Origin of the sequence: Paenibacillus shirakamiensis (assembly GCF_017874255.1) — a bacterium.
Lineage (GTDB): Bacteria > Bacillota > Bacilli > Paenibacillales > Paenibacillaceae > Fontibacillus > Fontibacillus shirakamiensis.
In genome coordinates this window covers 75172-95897 of record NZ_JAGGLD010000005.1, presented here as the reverse complement: position 1 = coordinate 95897, position 20726 = coordinate 75172, and the positions used below count along the sequence as shown (strand labels likewise).

Annotated in this window: 15 protein-coding genes; all 15 read left to right on the top strand. The window is 41.0% G+C overall.

Annotated elements, in window-relative coordinates; genetic code table 11:
- The first annotated feature begins 19 nt into the window (after positions 1-19).
- Entirely contained in the window at positions 20-892 is an 873-nt protein-coding gene (locus J2Z69_RS13945) for a flagellar hook-basal body protein (RefSeq protein WP_209863811.1), read from the top strand.
- Positions 893-902: 10 nt separating this feature from the next.
- Positions 903-1721: a flagellar hook-basal body protein gene (locus tag J2Z69_RS13940; protein WP_209863807.1), complete on the top strand. Its 819-nt coding sequence runs from the start codon at positions 903-905 to the stop codon at positions 1719-1721.
- Positions 1722-1733: 12 nt separating this feature from the next.
- Entirely contained in the window at positions 1734-1937 is a 204-nt protein-coding gene (locus J2Z69_RS13935; protein ID WP_209863804.1) for a DNA-directed RNA polymerase subunit beta, read from the top strand.
- A gap of 306 nt (positions 1938-2243) precedes the next feature.
- Entirely contained in the window at positions 2244-2684 is a 441-nt protein-coding gene (gene fabZ, locus J2Z69_RS13930; RefSeq protein ID WP_209863801.1) for a 3-hydroxyacyl-ACP dehydratase FabZ, read from the top strand.
- A gap of 27 nt (positions 2685-2711) precedes the next feature.
- Entirely contained in the window at positions 2712-4433 is a 1722-nt protein-coding gene (locus tag J2Z69_RS13925) for a phospho-sugar mutase (RefSeq protein ID WP_209863798.1), read from the top strand.
- A gap of 144 nt (positions 4434-4577) precedes the next feature.
- Positions 4578-6614 carry a DUF5693 family protein gene (locus J2Z69_RS13920; protein ID WP_209863795.1) on the top strand — a complete coding sequence of 679 codons (2037 nt, stop codon included), beginning with the start codon at positions 4578-4580 and terminating at the stop codon, positions 6612-6614.
- Positions 6587-7708 (top strand): polysaccharide pyruvyl transferase CsaB, encoded by a 1122-nt coding sequence (gene csaB, locus J2Z69_RS13915; RefSeq protein WP_209863792.1) that lies wholly within the window; start codon positions 6587-6589, stop codon positions 7706-7708. The genes J2Z69_RS13920 and csaB overlap by 28 nt, the downstream gene beginning before the upstream one ends.
- Positions 7709-7720: 12 nt before the next feature.
- Positions 7721-8479, top strand: a complete 759-nt coding sequence (locus tag J2Z69_RS13910; RefSeq protein WP_209863790.1) for a WecB/TagA/CpsF family glycosyltransferase — start codon at positions 7721-7723, stop codon at positions 8477-8479.
- Positions 8480-8591: 112 nt separating this feature from the next.
- Positions 8592-9716, top strand: coding sequence for a glycosyltransferase family 4 protein (locus tag J2Z69_RS13905; RefSeq protein ID WP_209863787.1), 1125 nt, complete (start codon positions 8592-8594; stop codon positions 9714-9716).
- Positions 9717-9840: 124 nt separating this feature from the next.
- Positions 9841-13788, top strand: coding sequence for an S-layer homology domain-containing protein (locus J2Z69_RS13900; RefSeq protein ID WP_209863785.1), 3948 nt, complete (start codon positions 9841-9843; stop codon positions 13786-13788).
- A 143-nt stretch (positions 13789-13931) separates the two neighbouring features.
- Positions 13932-14273, top strand: a complete 342-nt coding sequence (locus tag J2Z69_RS13895) for a hypothetical protein (protein ID WP_209863782.1) — start codon at positions 13932-13934, stop codon at positions 14271-14273.
- 499 nt (positions 14274-14772) lie between these two features.
- Positions 14773-17769 (top strand): S-layer homology domain-containing protein, encoded by a 2997-nt coding sequence (locus J2Z69_RS13890; protein ID WP_209863779.1) that lies wholly within the window; start codon positions 14773-14775, stop codon positions 17767-17769.
- Between the two features lie 63 nt (positions 17770-17832).
- On the top strand, positions 17833-18366 hold the full coding sequence (locus tag J2Z69_RS13885) for a hypothetical protein (protein ID WP_209863776.1): 534 nt from the start codon (positions 17833-17835) through the stop codon (positions 18364-18366).
- 97 nt (positions 18367-18463) lie between these two features.
- Positions 18464-18736 carry an alpha/beta-type small acid-soluble spore protein gene (locus tag J2Z69_RS13880; RefSeq protein ID WP_209863773.1) on the top strand — a complete coding sequence of 91 codons (273 nt, stop codon included), beginning with the start codon at positions 18464-18466 and terminating at the stop codon, positions 18734-18736.
- Positions 18737-18919: 183 nt separating this feature from the next.
- Positions 18920-20122: a methionine adenosyltransferase gene (gene metK, locus J2Z69_RS13875; RefSeq protein ID WP_209863770.1), complete on the top strand. Its 1203-nt coding sequence runs from the start codon at positions 18920-18922 to the stop codon at positions 20120-20122.
- The last annotated feature ends 604 nt before the right edge of the window (positions 20123-20726 follow it).

Genomic DNA, 20726 nt, shown 5'->3' with positions numbered 1-20726 from the left:
TTTGTGAGGAGGTTTCCCTTTGTTAAGAGGACTATATACGGCAGCCGCGGGGATGATGACTCAGCAGCGCATGCACGATACGGTAACGCAAAATATCGCCAACGTTAACACCCCAGGATATAAGTCTGTGAACGAGGTCGCTCATTCTTTTCCAGAAGTGCTAATCTCGCTCATGAACGGTTCCGATGGAACTCAGCAAATTGGCAAGTTAAATACCGGTGTATTTGCCGAAGAATCTTTGTCTACTTATACTCAAGGGGATTTAAGAGAGACGGGACTTCAATCCGACTTTGGTCTGGAATCAAGTCTTGAACTCCAAGATCCTGCAACAGGTCAATCGTATCCATTCGATGAATCAGGCAAATATGTCAAAGCAGACGGTAGTGTAGTCTACCGACCGCAGGCTTTTTTTACTGTCCAAGACAATGATGGCAATGTACGGTATACCCGAGATGGGAGTTTTCATGTCAATGCTGCTGGGCAACTGCTGAGCTCAACAGGATTCAAAGTACTAGGAAGCGATGGACAACCTCTTGTACTGAATCGTTCATTAGATTCCATGCAAGTGGATGCACAGGGAAAATTCCTATATCAAGGTAAGCCTACAGGTCAACAGCTTCAAGTTAGCGTGGCGACGTCGCCTTATGAGTTGGTACGCCGTGGCAATGGTGTATATGAGGCTGTAGATCCGCAAAAGGCGGGAATTCGCAATTTAACCACAACGGATGCTGCTTCGGTACATCAAGGCTCTTTGGAAGGTTCCAATGTCAATACGGCGCAATCCATGGTAGATTTAATGACAGCACAGCGGGCCTATGAAGCGAATCAGAAGATGATTCAATTCTACGACAAGAGTCTGGACAAAACAGTAAACGAAGTAGGCCGCGTATAGGAGGTGCCTGATGAATAATTCAATGATCACCGCAGCCGTATCTATGGGAAGTATTCAGCAACGGCTTGATATAATATCCGACAACATTGCGAATGTGAACACCGCAGGTTATAAGAGCAAAGGGGCTACTTTTGAGGATACCCTTACTGAAGTGGTCAAACAGCAGAAAGGCATGAGTCTAACGGGTCGTGGTACTCCTTTAGGTACTCAAGCAGCGTATGGTACGAAGATGACAGGTGTGAATCGCAATTTTGCTCAAGGTCCTATTCAAGTTACTGACAACCCCACGGATCTTGCTATAGAAGGTAATGCCTTGTTTGCTGTTCAAGCGAATGGACAGAAGGCTTGGACGCGTGAAGGTGATTTTCAAATACATCCAGATCCATCCAATGAAAAGCTGGCATATTTAACAACAGCTCAGGGATACTATGTATTAGATACGAATGGAGCTCCAATATCTATACCTAAAGGTGCGAAGCTCTCGATCGATAGTGCAGGTACTGTAAAGGCGCAGCTTGGTTCAACCTCAGCGACACTCGGACGTATCCAGTTGGCTGCTCCTATAAAGACCGATGCGTTAGAACAACGTGCGGATAACTTGTATGTCCTTGCACCCGGTGCTACTGAAAAAGATGTACTTACTGCTGTGGATGCACTTCCAGCTAGTGAACGTGCTTCACTTCGTCAAGGAGCACTGGAACAATCTAACGTAGATCTTACTACGGAAATGTCCACAATGTTGCAAGTTCAGCGCGCTTATCAATTGTCTGCTAAAGCACTAACTTCTAGTGATACAATGTCAAGTTTGGTTAATAACTTACGCGGGTAGGTGGGATGTTCCATGACGGAAGAGAGCGTTCCGGTTCACCCAAGAAGAACAGGGCTTAGAAGGTCATTGCTAATACTGTGTATCATTGTTGCTCTAATAGTTATGCTTTTTATTGGAATGATTATAGGTTATGTAGTTCTTGGCAAAGGTAATTTCAGTGACGTCTTTCATTTTAGTACTTGGCGTCATGTCTATGATCTCATTTTTGCACCCTGACATATTCCTTCAATAACAGGTTAAGCTTAAATAGGACAAGCTTAGTGCTAACTCCCGCGATGCGGGAGTTTTATTTTTGTGGAGGGAGAGGTTATAATTAGTGATAGGTCAAAATGGTTCCGTACATAACAAAAGGGTTATATTCTTATGCGGCTCACAGGCCGCCTTCGAATACACCCTTTATCTAAACCTTCCGCCTCTGCAGTGACGAAGGATAATTAAAGTGTAGCCCTCGTTTACTGTTTTTATACGGATATTTGAGTTTAAAGATAATTACGAGACGAGAGAGAAAGGGGCACTACCACTATGACGCTTGATATTCGTCAGATCCAAGAGATTATTCCACACCGTCCCCCATTTTTATTGGTGGATCGGATTCTAGAATTAGAACTAGGCAAACGTGCCGTAGGCATTAAAAATGTAACGATTAATGAACCTTTCTTCGTTGGGCATTTTCCAGAATATCCAGTCATGCCAGGCGTATTGATTACAGAGGCATTGGCTCAGGTTGGAGCAGTAGCTATTTTGGGACTAGAGAGCAACAAAGGAAAAATTGGTTTCCTTGCAGGGCTGGATGGGTTTAGATTCCGTGGCATGGTAAGACCCGGGGATACACTTCGTTTGGAAGTAGAGATTATACGTCTGAAGGGCTCTATTGGTAAAGGCCATGCTGTTGCCAAAGTCGAAGACAAAGTGGTAGCTGAAGGCGAGATTATGTTCGCGCTATCCGATGGAGAATTACAATAACATTACTTAAGAATAGGGGCTATGAACATGAGTGAAATGAATCAGACCATTCAGAATAAGGTTCAACAATGGCTTCAAGATCCGTCTATTGATGAGACAACAAAGCAAGAGCTTAAAGAACTAGAGAACAATCCAGCAGAGCTTGAAGATCGCTTTTTCAAGGAGCTTGAGTTTGGAACAGGAGGTCTGCGCGGGGTCATTGGTGCGGGTAGCAACCGAATGAATCGCTACACGGTAGGCAAAGCTACGCAAGGATTCGCAGAATTCATTGTACAGGCTCATGGTAATAAAGAAGAGCGTCCCTCTGTAATCATCGCTCATGATTCCCGTCACTTCTCTCCAGAATTTGCTCTTGAGGCTGCACTTGTATTAGCCGGAAATGGTATCGTTGCGAAGCTCTATCGTTCTTTGCGCCCAACTCCACAGCTATCTTTTACAGTTCGGAGCTTAAAAGCTACAGGGGGGATTGTCGTAACAGCAAGCCATAATCCACCAGAATACAACGGATACAAAGTCTATAATGCATCCGGTGGACAGCTGGTTCCGGATGAGGCGGAGAAAGTAATTCATAATATTGAGGCGATTACTTCTTTCTCTAAAGTAAAGAGAATCACGCAAGAAGAGGCAGAATCTGCGGGTCTCCTGATTTGGCTAGGGGAAGCTGAGGATGAAGCATTCGTGAAGCAAGTGGCTTCGATTAGTGTGAATCCAGAAGTGATTGCGTCGGGAGCAGGCAAAGATATTGTTATTGTCTATACACCACTTCACGGTACAGGGAATCAGCCAGTTCGCCGCGTACTAGATCAATTAGGCTTCACGCAGGTACACGTAGTTCCTGAACAAGAAGCGCCGGATGCAGAATTCTCTACAGTGAAGTCCCCAAATCCTGAAGAGCGTGAGGCTTTCACATTGGCCATTGAACTAGGTAAAAAAGTTAACGCGGACCTTCTCATGGGTACAGACCCAGATGCAGATCGTATGGGCGCAGTTGTGAAAGATGCGAATGGAGAATATCAGGTCCTCACGGGGAACCAATCTGGGGCTATTCTTGTTCATTATTTGCTCAGTCAGCTTCAAGCTTCTGGGAAATTGCCTTTGAACGGTGCAGTAGTAAAAACCATTGTTACTAGTGAACTCGGAGCTGCTATCGCTCGTCACTATGGAGCCAAAGTCTTCAACACCCTAACAGGGTTCAAATATATCGGTGAACTAATGAACGAATTTGAAGCAACGGGCAAATATACTTATTTGTTCGGATATGAAGAAAGTTATGGGTACCTAGCAGGGAACTATGCTAGGGATAAAGATGCGATTGTTGCAGCTACTTTAATCGCTGAAGCAGCGGCTTATTATAAGACGCAAGGTAAATCCCTCATTGATGTACTTGAAGAATTGTATAGTCAATTTGGATACTATCGTGAGGCATTAGCTTCCCGTACGCTCAAAGGAAAAGATGGGCTCGAGAAAATCGGTGCGTTAATGGATGACTGGCGTAATTTTCCTCCACAAGAAGTGGTGGGCACGAAAGTCAGTCAGGTTTTGGATTATTCATTAGGTTTGGATGGCCTTCCTAAGGAGAATGTACTTAAATTCATTTTGGAAGATGGATCATGGTTCTGTCTGCGTCCATCAGGTACGGAGCCGAAGATCAAAGTTTATTTTGCGGTACAAGGGTCCTCCAATGCTAATGCGCTTGAAATGCTGGAACGTCTCCAAGAAGAAGTACTCGCAAGGGTAGATGCTCTATAAAATATAGCGGCTGCAATGTTATTTGATGAAGTTCACCATGTTGTGGAATAATAGAAATAAGTAGTAGTGTATTCCGAAGTTTTCCAGTAATCTGCAAGATGCGGTTCTGGAGAGCTTCGGAGTTTATTATGAGGAGGTTCCTTCGTGTATCAAAGATGGCAACAGTGGAACAACGTTTCACGCAAATGGCTTTGGATTCTTGTAATAGTAGGTTTAGTCGCTTCCTTACCCTTAATTGTGGGCCGTGTACAAACCGAATCAACAGCCAAAAAAGTTGAAATTGTATTTAATTATCGCAGTTTATTAGAGAACTCTTCCTATCAGCCGAACCCTGAGCAATATATAGGGGAGCAACTGGAACAACTGAAAGGTGTTGGCGTTGGGACGATTGCGATGTACGAGAGTAACCTCGACGAACTGACCAAGTCACACCGATTAATGCTATTTAGTACGCAAGACTTAGTTGACCAGAAGAGATTACCACTAACAGCTAGTCAGACAGATAATGCAACGTACATTGTGTTTACGAATGAAGAGAACGCTAAAACATTTAGACCTGTTATTGAAAAAACATTCAGTCAGCTTGATATCGATGTAGTTCCTTGGAACTGGGAAGGATCTTCATCAGCTACAGCGATCCGAATCAATACGTCTCCGGCTAATGCCGTAATTAAGCCGCTAGGTACTGACCCTATAGCCATGAAAATGTTAAGGGATAAAGGATTTCAAATTTTACCACGTCTTAGTGACAGCCTTGCTTACGATCAAGCAAGTGTAGATGCTATTTTAGATACATTTGAGCAAAATGGTGTGAAGCGCATTTTGTTTGACGGTGATGCTGTCAAAGGTTTCAAAGATCAACAAGAAAAGAAGACCTTGAATACATTTGCTGATTCGCTTAAGAAGCATGGGATCGGAATTGCCGCGATTGAAGGTCTTAAGAAGCCACAACAAGGCTTTAATAAGCTAGCTTATCTACTGAATTATAATGTAGTTCGATTACATTCACTGAATGACAGAGATGCCAAGCTGGATAACGAAACTTTAGCTGATCGTTTCTCATTAGCCGCTAAAGATCGCAAAATTCGTATGATTTACATTAATTCGCTCCCTTCTAGAGATACGTCAACAGCCTCAGTAAAAGATTCTGTAGAGAATATTGTGAAGACCCTAGGAGCACCAGGAAATGCAGTACAGCGCATCGAGAAAGATGGTTTCCAGCTTGGACAAGCAGAAGCTTTTGATGTAGTGCAGCACTCTTGGGACAAAGTAGCTAAGGCCTTAGTAACGTTAGGCGGCGTAGCGTTTGTTGCCCTACTTGTTTCGTTCTTCTTACCAACACTCACACTTGCCACTGTCCTATTAGGGTTGTTAGGATGCGCTGGGTTAGTATTAATTCACAAGCAGGATCTTATGGAGCAGGTACTTAGCTTGTTTGTTGCTATTAGTGCACCAACTATTGCTACGCTGTTAGCGATTCGTAAGATTCAAGAACTCAAAAGAGAGCATGGATATATGTCAGCAGGACGGAGATTTACGCATACATTGGTTCTTTTCATTAAGACCTCTTTGATTTCGTTGAGTGCAGTACCTTTCATCATTGCTTTGTTGAACAGTATCACGTATGCATTGGTATTAAATCAGTTCCGTGGTGTAAGTTTATTACATGTTCTTCCGGTATTTTTAGTCGGCGTGTATGTACTACTGTATCAAGGTAAGTCGGTATGGAGTGAAGTGAAGCGCTGGTTGCGTACGCCGCTAACCTTGTTATGGGTTGTAGCAGGTATAGTCGTTGCAGGAGCAGGATATTATTATCTGTCGCGTACAGGGAATGCGGGTACGGTCTCTTCCTACGAGCTTGCGTTCAGAGCTTTCCTAGAGAATACGATTGGAGTTAGACCGCGGACCAAAGAATTCTTGATTTTCCATCCATTATTTGTTGTAGGTATATTCGCTGCTCTTAGATATCCAAAATTAATTTATATCCTGATTGTTGCAGCTATTGGCCAACTTTCAATGGTGGATACCTTTGCACACATTCATACACCTGTAATGATTTCGTTAATTCGTGGTGTACTTGGTCTTGGCTTGGGACTTATCATTGGTATGATTGCAATTGCTATCTGGATTTATGTAGAAAGGTGCTGGGAGAAATGGTCACCGCATCTGCTAAAAGATTAGTTATATCGGGGTACTACGGCTTTAAAAATAGTGGGGATGAGGCGGTGCTTAAATCCATCCTTACAGCTTTGAAGCAAGAGGCGAATCTAGCGGGAATTACGATAACACCCATTGTATTATCCATCGATCCGGAATGGACTACTTCGATGTATGGCGTAGAAGCTGTTCATCGTATGAATATGGCTGAGGTACGCAAAGCTATTCGCAATAGTGATGGCTTAATCAGTGGCGGAGGAAGTTTACTACAAGATGCTACAGGAATGAAGACGATTCCTTATTATTTGGGCATCCTAAAGATAGCGCAGTGGATGCGTAAGCCAACTTTTATTTATGCACAAGGTGTTGGACCTGTGAACAAAGGTTTGTTCCGTCCATTCATTGCTTCCATCTTCCGTAAGAGTAGTTACATATCGGTGCGAGATACCGAATCTGCCGAACTGTTAAGCTCGATGGGTGTACCCAAGGAAAGAATAGAAGTTGTACCTGATCCGGTAATGGGGCTCCCTCTTAAGGAGGGGAATGTTACGGTGGCATGGGATGGAAAAGATACCCTGCCAACAGTTGGCATCTCGGTCCGCTTTTGGAATTCATCTAGAACCGAATTGAAAGGTTTGGCAGATGGCCTTACGGCACTTGGCAAAATGATGCCAGTGCATTTCCGGTTTCTTCCTTTCCATTTCCCCGGGGATGATGAAGCCTCTCGTTACGTTATGGATCAAATGCAGGTGGATGCAGGAGGAAGCCAAGTAAGCATCACGTCCGAAATTGTGGATCCTCAAGCCATGCTTGCAGAAGTAAATACTTGCGATGCTTTAGTGGGAATGCGGCTACATAGTCTAATTTATGCCGCTTCTCGCTATGTACCGATGCTGGGTATATCTTATGATCCCAAAATTGATCATTTTCTAGCTCGCCTAGGTACTGTGGCTGTAGGGACCAGCGAAGAAGTAGACCCTCAAATTGTGGCTTCTGGTCTTCGTAACCTTCTAATAGAAGGTGAAGAATGGCGGAATCGGAATACGGCACGAATTGATGTGCTGAAGCAGGAAGCACGTTTTCCTGCAGCACGCATTGTCGATTATTTTAAGAGATGAGGATGTAAAGGAATGACGAACACACAGACAGTACCTGTGGTATCGGTATTTGGAATTCCTGTATGTAAGTGGGGAATGCAAGATACGGTGAACTATTTAGTTCAAGCGGTAGAATCGGGAGCGCCGCACCAAATCATTACAGCGAACCCCATTATGGTCATGGCAGCGATTGAGAATCCTTCATATAAAGCGATGATGCAGAAGGCGGACTTAATTGTTCCTGATGGAACGGGTGTGGTATGGGCTTCTCGTAAAGCTGGCCAACCAGTGCAAGAGCGTGTAGCTGGATTTGATCTGATGCATGAACTTCTGAAGCAGGGCGAGGTTAGAGGATGGAAAGTCTTTCTGCTTGGCTCTACTTCCGAGGTGATTCAGGAGGCATCGGCGCGGTTACAATTGCAGTATCCGAGAGTTAATATTGTGGGTCAAAGAGATGGGTTTTTTGGGCCTAATGATGACCAAGAAGTTATACGTCAGATCCAGAATGTGCAACCGGATTTATTGTTTGTTGCTCGTGGTGCGGATACGCAAGAGCCTTGGATCGCTAAGCACAAACAACAACTGAACGTTCCCGTTATTATGGGCGTTGGTGGCAGTTTTGATGTCATCTCAGGTCGTACCAAGCGTGCACCTAAATTTATGCAAAAGATGCATATGGAGTGGTTCTACCGTCTGCTCCGGGAACCAACTAGACTCCGTAGAATGCTTGCATTGCCGAAATTCACCCTCAAAGTGATGCGTGAAGGAGAAAACCTAACAAAAGTTCGCTAAACAGGCTGAATATCCTGAAAATTAGCTGAAAATTGCTGAAATACAGGTTTGGTAGTTTGGTTGCATTCGGAGTATAATTCATTCGGTAGACAAAATGGGGGTTGAAATTGACATGTTGATGATTTATATCATCGGGTTCGTCGTCTCACTCGGACTGGCGTTCGGCTTGACACCACTCGTGAAGAGATTCGCCATCAAGATGGGTGTTGTAGACGTACCGAATGCACGTAAAGTGCACACTCGGGTGATGCCGAGAATGGGTGGATTGGGCATATATTTATCTTTTGTAATCGGACTTTTTGCCATTCTTCCTTTCATTCCGGATGAATATCTCACATCTCACAATATGGACTTCATCTGGGCGTTCTTAGTTGGAGGAACGATGATTGTAGTGATGGGTGCACTGGATGATAAATTTGATCTTTCAGCCAAACTAAAATTACTTATTCAAATTGCTGCAGCATGTGTTGTAGTGTTTGGATTTGATATCAAAATAGAATTTGTGAATTTTCCTTTCTCCTCCTATGCTTCTGTAGAGACTTGGATGTCTGTACCGTTCACAATCCTTTGGATTGTAGGAGTAACTAATGCTATCAACTTGATTGATGGGTTGGATGGTCTAGCCGCTGGAGTCTCAGCTATTGCGATTGGGACTATTACGGTTATGGCATTTATTATGGGGAATGAAGTTACGGCTGTCTTGTGTTTGCTCCTTCTAGGAAGTATTCTCGGATTCCTATACTTTAACTTTCACCCCGCCAAGATTTTTATGGGTGACTCAGGTTCGCTCTTCTTGGGATTCAGTCTAGCGATGTTATCACTGCTTGGATTCAAACAAGTAGCCATTGTATCGTTCTTAACGCCTTTGATTCTGATTGGAGTACCTTTATCAGATACGATGTTTGCTATTGTGCGGCGCTGGATGCAGAAGAAACCGATCTTCTCGGCAGACAAAGGACATTTGCATCATTGCTTACGTGAACTTGGATTTAGTCATCGTCAGACGGTACTGATTATTTATGGGATTGCGGCATTCTTTGGAGTGTTGGCCATTATTCAATCATCAGCTGCCTTGTACAATGCGAACTGGGTAACGTTCGTAGTAATCTGTATCATGGTGTTCTTCTTACAAATTGGTGCAGAAGTGATTGGCCTAATTGATAAGACGAAGCGTCCTGTTCTGAGCTTTCTGGGGAGACTTCGAGCGAAGCCAAGTACAGAACGAGGCTCTAAATAACGATATAGTAATATATGATACCGCTCACCTTCGGGTGCAGCGGTTTTTTTATACCAATTTTCTTCAAAAATGGCCGAAACTGACCGATATAGAAGTTAACTGACTCATAAAAGGAGAGAATTTCATGAAGCGTGTTAAAAAGCCACTCATCTGGCTGATGTTGCTCGCAATGGTAGTTTCATTGATCCCTGCCAATCTGGCTGGACAAGCGTCTGCAGCCTCAAGCGCTGCCACTTATTTTATTCCCGAAAATAACAGTATCCGCCAAACGGCCCTTCTTAGTACAGAGCCTGGAGGAGTAATGCCACAGATTAATCGCTCAAATGTCTACACAACAAATAGTCCTAACTTAACAATAAATGGTCTGTATTCCTATGTTGCAAAAGATACGATGAAAGTTAAAGTTGAACAGTTAAATTCAGAAGTGATAGGTAACACAGGCAAATTACGTTGGTTGCCAGATGCTAACCATTATTCTAATAGCACTGTTTTAGTAGACCCTACAAATACTCAACGTTTTAATGCTAATGATTTAACACTGTATCCTGGATTTAACCGAATTACTTTCTCTGGTATGCAGGGTAATGTGAGTCGTTCAGATACGTTTTATGTTTTATACGATAAAGTTCCCTATGTAGAAGAACTTAAGATTTATGGTAGCAGTCAAGGTGCGATGCTTCTAAATGAAGGAACACAGGTTGTCGTAGATAATAAGACCGTGAGCTTAAAGGGTAAAGGTCAAAATGCTTCAAAAGTAACATTCTCTATTAACAATGGGTCTGCACTTACAGGCACAGTATTAGCGGATGGAACATTTTTCTCACCCACATTAAATCTAGAATCAGGATTAAATGAGATGAAAATTAGTATTCAAAATGGTTCAGACTCGGTGAATATTACACGTAATGTATATTATTTTGATGCTAATCAACCCTATACGAATTTAAATGTTGTGATTGGAGGCGAGCAACAAAAAGTTCTTAATGCTAAGCCGATCTTCACTGTAAAGGATAATACAAAAGCAAATATTGTAGCACAAGTAATCCTTCCCTATGTATCTAATGATTTTCAACAAACGGGCGTGATTACAGTCAATGGGGGTACTCCGCTTACATTTACTGTGAATAAAGAAGTGATTATACCTGGCGCAGATGGGATAACTCCGGCTTATAAACTTATTGATTTCACTACAGCTCCTTTTGATTTGCAAAAAGATACTGCGGGTTCCGTAGCTAGTAATCAAGTGGCTACTATAGCGGTAACCTATGGAACGTTAACTGCTGCATACACAGCCAAATTTCAGTACCTGCCTGATGAAGTGGTAATAACGGACATGAAATATCTAGAGAAATTTGTTCCGAGTGGTATGGTTCAGAAAGTAGAAGATTTGAACAAGCAAACGCTTAATGGTGCATCAGTAGATAAGTCAGATTATTATATCCTTGTTGAGACTAACGTCGACCCTGGTTCCAAGAAGCTTACAGGATCCTATCTTCCTATGGGAACGAAATCGTTGCAATTGGAACTTCAATCAAATATTGAAGTAGAAGTGGGCAAACATCAGCAAATATATAAAGTTGTAGGATTTTCTAATGGGCAACAAAAAGTACGTTTCCTATATGAGAATTCAAAGTCTTCGTATAATGCGGATATTTCCTATGTGTCAAAGAATTATATTTATATTGATAATCTTTCAGATGGACAGACCTTTAATTTAGATTCGCGTAAAGCACAAAGCATGAGCATTACGGGTAAATTTATTGGATTTGAAAATATCTCAGGTGCAGAATATTTCATAAATGGGATATCCGGAACAAAATTAAGTGCAAAAGATGGATCGGACATAGTCTTGGGGACTACAGCTAGTCCTATATCTCCTAGTTCACCGGATTTCAACCTTAATCTGAACATTCAAGCTGAAGGTCCGCTTTACTATGGCGATAACAAAATAGTATTTACAGCAACCTCTATGGATCTTGCGGGCAATAGAAGAGTAATAACTAAGGAGATTCATGTCTATATTATCGATACGAATGTATCTACAGTGAACACATTCCTTCCAACAGAAGCTAGTGATACCCGCACTCCTTTTACTAGTGAGATTGCTGCAGACAATACTGTAAGTATGATCCTTGCGCCATCCCCGGAGATTAATTATCAGGATGGAAAGTATGTAACTAGTCAAAAGAAATACGATTTAGTTCTTCGAGGTAGTGGAGCAACTATATTGAACTTGTATCTCGGAACGGATTTATTCTTCAGTTCACAGAGTTCCAGCTCAACGCCTAACGATAACTTATTGACAGATAAAGATATAAGTAAAAAGCCAGATACCTTTAGTTATAAAGGTAAGACATATGAGTACGATTTTGCAGGGAGCAAGGATGACTTTATCTTAAGAATTCGTAACATTCAGTTTGATGCGCCAGGAAGTCATGTATACAATTTAGAACTAATTAATAGCACGGGTGCTCGAGCGAATCAACGTCTGGAAGTTGTACGCGAAGTATCTCAATATCGTATACTGGCACCTCAACCGACAGTAGGTAAACAATATATTGTAAATAAGAATTTTGTGCATTTTGACATTGAAGCTGAGGGTGCAACCAAAGTTATCATTGGTGGAGGAACCGCGATCAAACGTACAGATCTGGGTTCAGGCAATCGTTTCTTATACGATTATGTGGGTCTAAAACCGGATAAGGCAAATTCAATTAAGCTCCAAATAACCAGAGATGGGACAACGTCTACAGATGTCATATCAGTATTCTATACGTCTACAGTGGCTGTAGATTCAGAGTACATGGTAGAGAAGATAAGTAATAAATACAGTGTGTTTAATAAAGGATTAGAACTATCTTTCCCTAAAGGAACTGTACTACAGACGGCTAACCAAGATGGCAACAGAGTAACCAAGTTCTATCCAGATAACAAACTATTATTTGGCATTGCTGATCCCAAAGATGGTGTAGTTGAACGTAGAAATGATTATGGGAATCTGGTGGGGATTCCAAATACAGGCGTGACTAGTGGGATGCCGAATATATCCTTAGATGATTTGCTTGTACTGAAATTTAATTCGGGTGCAAATACAGCAAACTTTACGCGAGTATCCAACATATTTTGGGTAAATGGAGGCATTGGTGAAAAGGGGAATTCAGTTGATGTAGGATACAAGCCTAGTACCAATGGACTTTCACCCTATTCTATAGAAGGAAATTTCACGAAATTCGATGTGGAACGTAAGTTAGTACCCTCGCAAAGAGGATCCATGAAAATTACTTTTGATTCAAATATTGTAGATGAGGTAGGGTCAACGATTACGGTATTCCGTTATAGTGATCAGGGTGTATGGGAGAACGTAGGGGGAGAAGTAGATACTAAATCGCATACCGTTACCGTCCCATTTGATGAATTTGGTTATTATACTGTAATGAAGCTGCGTCTAGGATACAAAGATATTACCAATCATCCTTGGGCAAGAAATTACCTTAATGCACTATATGCTAAAGGTATAATGAATAATCTTAGGGCAGATGCTTTTGGAGCGGACGATCGAACGACGCGTGGTGAATTTGCCACATTGTTAGTAAAGGGATTAAACCTTCCTTTGAAATATGATGTGAACCAACAAACCTTTATCGATGTAGGCGTCAACGATTCAAGTGCAACTTGGGATTTCAAATACATTGAGACAGCTGCACGTGCCGGGGTTGTCACAGGTCTAACAGATGGTATATTCGGAGCAGGCGAACCGCTAAGTAGGGAACAAGCAGCAGTAATGATTGCTAGAGCATTGAAATTAAAAACAGCGAAGATTGATGATAAGCTAAAAGCCAATTTAGCTAAAGCATTTACGGATTCAGGAAGTATGGATAGCTATTCCTTGCCATCTATTGATGCAGTATCTAAAGCAAAAATTATGGCAGGCAGTCCTACAACAGCACCTGGACAGAAAAAGCCAACGTATGCTTTTAATCCTAAAGGCACATTAACGCGTGCTGAAGCAGGTAAAATTGCTGTGCAACTCTTCCAGAAGAGTACAAAGATCTTCCCTAAAAATTTAAGCTAGATCCATTCATTGCCCGTCTGCGGGGATGTTCCTGCAGGTGGGTATTTATATTACCAATTACATCTTTTTGTAATTCTAGTAAGTTTGCGATACAATATAACAAAGTAATAGACATTTTTTGCACAAAGGGTGAATATTAGCAGATGAAAACGTTATTATCTAAAGCTCAACTAGCTTATATGAAAGCAAAAACGAAATTTGAGGATAGAGCAAAAGTATTGGAGAAGCGCATTGAAGAAGCTCAGAAGCTACAGGAGATTACACAAGAAGTGATGGAAGGACTTGTCATGGAGACAGGATTTCATGAAGCCTTTAATGAACTGACTGTAGCAGAGAATGAATTGATTGATTGGTCTCATACTACAATGAAGCACGAGAAGTCTTACAAAGAGAACAAGCAGCCGATTGAGAACATGTATGCTAATCTAAGTACTGATCCACAAATGCGTGCTCGTATTATTGAATTGGCCATGAAAGTAAGATAAAGAGCATATTTCTTCTATATTAAAAAGAGAGATGTCCGATTAGGATATCTCTTTTTTATTTTGTTTTAACAGGGAATATTTAGGTTATAAGTAGAGGGGGAGATTATTTAAACTTAGTAAAATAAGGGCATATAATTAAAATTACTATTAAATGCAGTTATGGATTAAAAATAAAAATGTGGGTTAAAGTTCCTAGTTATAACATTTCTTTAATTATTTTTATAAAACCCGCAACTTTTTGATTCCTATTGCGTTTAAGATGTATGACATGAACAATGGTGACTTAATTAGACATTCCATGTTGTTCCTTTTGGGGAAAGTTGTCTAAATACTAGAAAAATCTTCTTTACGCCTCTAGAGACCCATTGTATAATGTTTAGGTAGGATTAGGAAACTAGTCTATTTTTACGTGTTCCATAGTTTACAAGTTTCTGTGGCACCGTTCACAGACATAATTTATAGTTATTCGCTCAACTCGGGAAAGGGGGTGTATCGGCTAATGAGTAACACGAGCTATACATTTAAAGAAAACTCTCAAACGAACCATATTCAAGGAGGAGACAAAAAAGTTATGAAGAAAATTTTATCCGTAGCATTGTCTACAGCAATGGCATTCTCAATGTTTGCATCTGTAGCATTCGGTGCTGAACTATCCCCGCAAGACAAATTTGATGCTTTGAAAGCTAAAGGTATCGTTGTAGGTTACCCAGATGGTCAATCCCATTTGGAAAAAACAGTTACTCGCGGTGAGCTTGCTAAAATTATCGTAAAAACATTGGGATTGAAAGAAGTTACTGGTGTATATTCTTTCAAAGACAAAAATTATGATGCTAAAAACTGGGCAGTACCTTACATCGAAGCAGCTGTTGCAGCTAAGATTGTTAACGGTAAAGATTCTGTTAAAAAAATCTTCGACTTTAACGGTAACGTTTCTGTAGAAGAATTGGCTACAATCTTGGTTCGTGCATTGAAATTGGAAGTTCCTACTACAGGAGTTGACAATACTGCAACAGCTTGGGCTAAAGGTTATGTTCAAGCAGCAATCAATGCTGGTTACATCGAGAAAACCGCTAACTTCCAAGGTGCAGCATCCCGTTCCCAAGTGATCGTAGCAGCTTATGCTGTAGATCAAAAAATGAACGTGACTGTAACTGGTACTAAAGTTGTTGATTCAAGCAATGTTGAATTCACATTGTCTAACGGTGAAGTTGTTAAAGTTAAACTTGACAAAGCTCTTGTAGCTAACGTGAAAACTTCCGTAACTTTCAAAGATTCCAAAGGTAACAGCTTCACTACTGATGTAACTTATGTAGTAACTGCTGCAACAAAAGTGGTATCTGCGACTGCAACTAACTACAAACAACTAGTTGTTAACTTCGACGGTGACGTTGATACAGCTACAGCTGGTAAAGTTGAAAACTATAAAGTAAGTGGAGTTACTTTCACTTCTGCTACATTGTCTTCTGACAAAAAGTCTGTAACTTTGTTGGTTGCTGAAGATAGTGCTAGTCTTCCTAACCAAAAAGAAGCAACACTTACTGTAAATGGTGTTAAAAATGCTGATGGTACAAAAACATTCAATGAATCTGTGAAATTCACAGCAGTTGATACTACTCAGCCTACAGTACAATCAGTAACTGGATTGGGCACAAAAGCAATTAAAGTAGTATTCTCTGAGCCAGTAACATCCGCTACTGCAAGCAACTTGGCTAACTACAAAGTAGATGGAAAAGCTGTATCTGGATATATCCAATACACTTATCCTAACATTGCATTCATTACTACTGATCTTCCAGCTGGTGAGCATACATTAACAGTTTCTAATATCTCAGACGGTACATTTAAAGTAGCGACTGCTGATACTAAGTTCACAATTGCTGAAGATAAAGCAGCTCCAGAGATCGCTTCTGTAACTGCAACTGATCTTTATAAGGTAGAAGTAGTATTTAATGAACCAGTTAAATCCATTTCTAAAGCTTACCAAACATCTACAAACAGACCTGCTACTTATGTAATCAACGACAACAAAGTAACATTGACTTTCTCTGAGCCTAACCGTTTAGGTCTTGGTGAATCTACAATTTATTTGGATGGCGTAACAGATTACAGCAATAACAGTGCAGATCGTAACGTTAAAGTAACTCCAGTGCTTGATACAACTCGTCCAACGGTTGTAGGCGCAACTGCAAAAGCTAATTCTACTACTAAAAACACTGATATTACAGTAGAATTCTCTAAAAACGTTAATGAAACAGATGCCTTGAAAACAGAAAACTATGTGTTGAGAAACGAAAAAGGTGAAGTTTATGCAGGAACTGGTTTCACAACTAAAGGTAATCCTGTAGTAGCTCCTAAATTCGTTACTAATAGCGACTCAAAAGTTGTAATCAGCTCAATCGGTAATCTTCCATCTGGTAAATACAGCTTAGAAATTTCTGGTATTCGTGATCGTGCAGCGATTGGAAACACTTTGATTCCACAAAAAGTTGAATTTACTGTTACGGATACAGAAACTGTAAAAGCTAACTCTGCTTGGGTTGCATCTGAAGATGATAACTATGCAGTATATGTACAATTCAACAAAACAATTGCTACATCTGGTGCAGGTAATGCTATTGATATTAACAAATATAACTATGGCGCTGCTAAAGAGTCAACATCCACACCGTTCCCAACTTCTTCTGCTGTAATTAGTCAATATAACTCTAATACAGTAAAAATTTCTGTTCCAAAAGCTGATGCTAATACACTTGATTCCGCAAAAGCAATCCGTGTAGTTAACGTTTCAGATGTGAATGGTAACTATGTTGATGGGACTCCGATTGATTTAGATCAAGAAAATAAAGCAACGATCGCTGCTGTAAATGATGGTTTCAAAGCAATAGCTAAAAACAAAGCAACTATTCAATTCAAAGGCGAACTGACTTTAGTTGATAAAAATGACTTTGTCTTTGCTACTCTTCCTGAAAACACAACTGTAAATATATCTAACCAAACAGTTGATAACGGCGTTACAACTGTTGAATTCACATTCAGCAAAGATGTATTCAATAACGATGCGAAAAACATCACTGTATCAACAAAAGCTTCTGACCTCAAAACTAGTGATTCTTTCGGTCGTAAGATCGCAGTATTCACTAACAAGAGCTTAAGTGATAAAATTGCTCCAGCAATTGTTACTACTGATGCACTTTCAGCACCAGCTGGAAAAGTTCTAACTGTGGCTTACCAAGAAAGTCTAAATGTTTACTTTACTCCAAAAGCCTTCAAAGTATATGTTAATGGAAACCTTGTAACCCTTGGAAATGCTATACAAGCAGGTACAGATGAGAAAAATGTTCAACTTACACTTAGTGCTGATGCTGCTGCTTTGAAAGTAGGAGATCGTGTAGAAGTTTACCTTGAAAATAATGCGTCTGGTAAATTTGTAACAGACAAAGCTGGTAATGCATCTGCTGATTTCTTCTTGACAACTGTAGCTACTGCTGCTAATTAATTTACCTTTTCTAGTAAGGCCATCCGAAAGGATGGCTTTTTTTTATAATAGGGAGGTCCAATCATGAACCGAACATGGAAAATCGCGGCTGCGGCCGTTCTTATATGCGGCGGGCTTTGGGCTGGTTCTGTACTTAATTTGAAGGCAGAAGGCGCCAGCGCAACGGGACAACCGGGTACATCCGATGACCCTGTAGTGACAAAGAGTTACGTCGACCAACAAATCCAAAAGGCGCTAAATGGGAGCACCGGTGGTAACACGCCTGCACCAACACCAACCACGCCTACACAGCCCACTACTCCATCCACAGGTGGAGAAAATTCCAGTACAGTTGAGGTCGTTACCCTTAGGCCTGGACAAACGTTAATCGCCAAAGCTGGAGCTGAATTTGTAGTTCGTGGTGGGAAAGCTGTAATCTATAGCAATGACTCCAATGGAGTAGCAGATCTGACAGATGGTAAGGATGTGACAAACGGTCTTCCTGCAATCACCAATCATCTACTATCATTCCCAAGAGAAGGCCGTGGTATACAGGTGCAGTCTAATTCTTCCATGAGTCTTACGGTATTAGTTCGTGGTGGATATGTAATCAAGTAGAAGCCAATAAATGCTTCCCTTAACAAACATTCAGCAGGTTACAACCCTTGATGATCGGCATACTACATGTATTCCAATCTTCAGGAGGTGCTAAAGAATGGCTAGAAATAATCGTCAAATTATCCCGCAAAGCCGTGATGTACTTAGACAATGGAAGTATGAGATTGCAGAGGAATTCGGTTTACCTGTAGGCTACGGTGCATCAAATAATAATTATGGCGACACTGAATTTGCTGGAGAGCTCGGAAGCATTGTGAGTGGACATACGACTAGCAGTTGGGGGCATCTTACATCGCGTGAGAATGGTTCTGTTGGTGGGGAGATTACGAAGCGCTTGGTGCAACATGCGGAGAAACATTTTACGTTATAATAATAGACAAAAACCCTTATTTTACGGCATTATTCGCTAACTCCCTTGATTGACACAACTGGGTAAATACGTTAATATGGCACTTGAGGCTTGTACAACCTTTTCCCTTGTGGAGAAGGTTCATTTTTTGTGTAGGATCAGATGGCTTAAGCCATACTATCCCATATGGGAGGTTGAGAATTCATGTCCATTAAAGGGCGACATTTGTTTACTTCCGAGTCCGTAACTGAAGGACACCCGGATAAAATCTGTGACCAAATCTCTGATGCGGTTTTGGATGCGTTCCTGGAGAACGACCCTAACGCGCGCGTAGCGTGTGAAGTGTCTGTAGCTACAGGCCTAGTGCTAGTCATTGGGGAAATCAGCACGAGTTCTGAATACGTAGATATTCCATCTATCGTCCGTAAGACGATTAAGGATATTGGGTATACCCGTGCAAAATATGGTTTTGACTACAATACATGTGCTGTATTGACATCTCTCAACGAGCAATCTGCAGATATCGCCCAAGGCGTTAATGCTGCGATTGAAAATCGGGACCCAGCTCAAATGGATAAAGAAACAGCCGATATTGGTGCAGGGGATCAAGGTCTAATGTTTGGTTTTGCAACCAACGAGACTCCTGAACTTATGCCATTACCGATTGCTCTATCTCACCGTATTGCTCGCCGCCTTGCTGAAGTGCGCAAAGATGGTACATTGGACTACTTGCGTCCGGATGGTAAGACTCAAGTTACAATTGAATATGTAGACGGGAAACCGACTCGGGTAGATACGATTGTCGTATCCACTCAACATGCTGAAGAAGTTACGTTGGAACAAATTCAAAAAGATATTAAAGAACATGTCATTCTTCCTGTCGTTCCTGCTGAACTGCTAGACGGCGATACAAAATATTTCATTAACCCTACAGGACGCTTCGTTATTGGTGGACCTCAAGGTGATGCAGGCTTAACTGGACGTAAAATTATCGTAGATACATACGGTGGTTATGCTCGTCATGGTGGGGGTGCATTCTCTGGTAAGGATCCAACAAAAGTAGACCGTTCCGCAGCTTATGCTGCTCGTTATGTAGCTAAGAACTTAGTAGCTGCTGGCCTTGCAGACAAAGTAGAAATTCAACTCGCTTATGCTATAGGTGTAGCGACTCCAGTATCTATTAATGTAGATACGTATGGTACGGGCCGCGTATCCGAAGAGAAGTTGGTGGATTTAGTAAGCAACAACTTTGACCTTCGTCCCGCAGGCATTATCCGTATGCTAGATCTGCGTCGCCCGATTTACAATCAGACAGCGGCATATGGTCACTTCGGCCGTACAGACATCGACCTTCCTTGGGAGCGTGTGGACAAGGCTGAACTGCTTAAAGAGCAAGCAGGTCTGTAATTTTATCAATTATAAATCAAATATTTTACTATAAATATCAAGCAGGTGCTTCTATTTCATCTTAGGATGAGGGAGCGCCTGTTTTTTTATATGGAATGCAATTTAATTTATTATTAAACCAACCGAATGAACTAACTCAATGAACTAAATAAATTGAACCAAATTAATGAACGAACTCAATGAAAGGTAATCAATTAATAATCAAATTCAAGGTGAATATTCTCGTATGAATGGATTCTAAAAGGTATGAATACCAGGAGATACTTGCTTGTGTGCTAGTAACTAAAGATTCATTGTTCATGTGCCGTTAATACATATAGAATGTTTTAAATTTTGGTAGCATTAGCATTAGATTGAGTATTGAGTATTGAGTATTGAGTATTAAGTAATGAGTAACGAGTAATGAGTAATGAGTAATGAGTAATGAGTAATGAGTAATGAGTAATGAGTTAATGAGCTGTGAGTAATGAGTAGTGAGTAGCGAGTAGTGAGTAATGCGTAATGAGTATTAAAGATAAATTTTTAATTGTTAATTTTTGAATACTGGATATCGAGAATTAGGTTGAGATTTGAATCTAGATTTGAATCTAAATTTGAGTCTAAA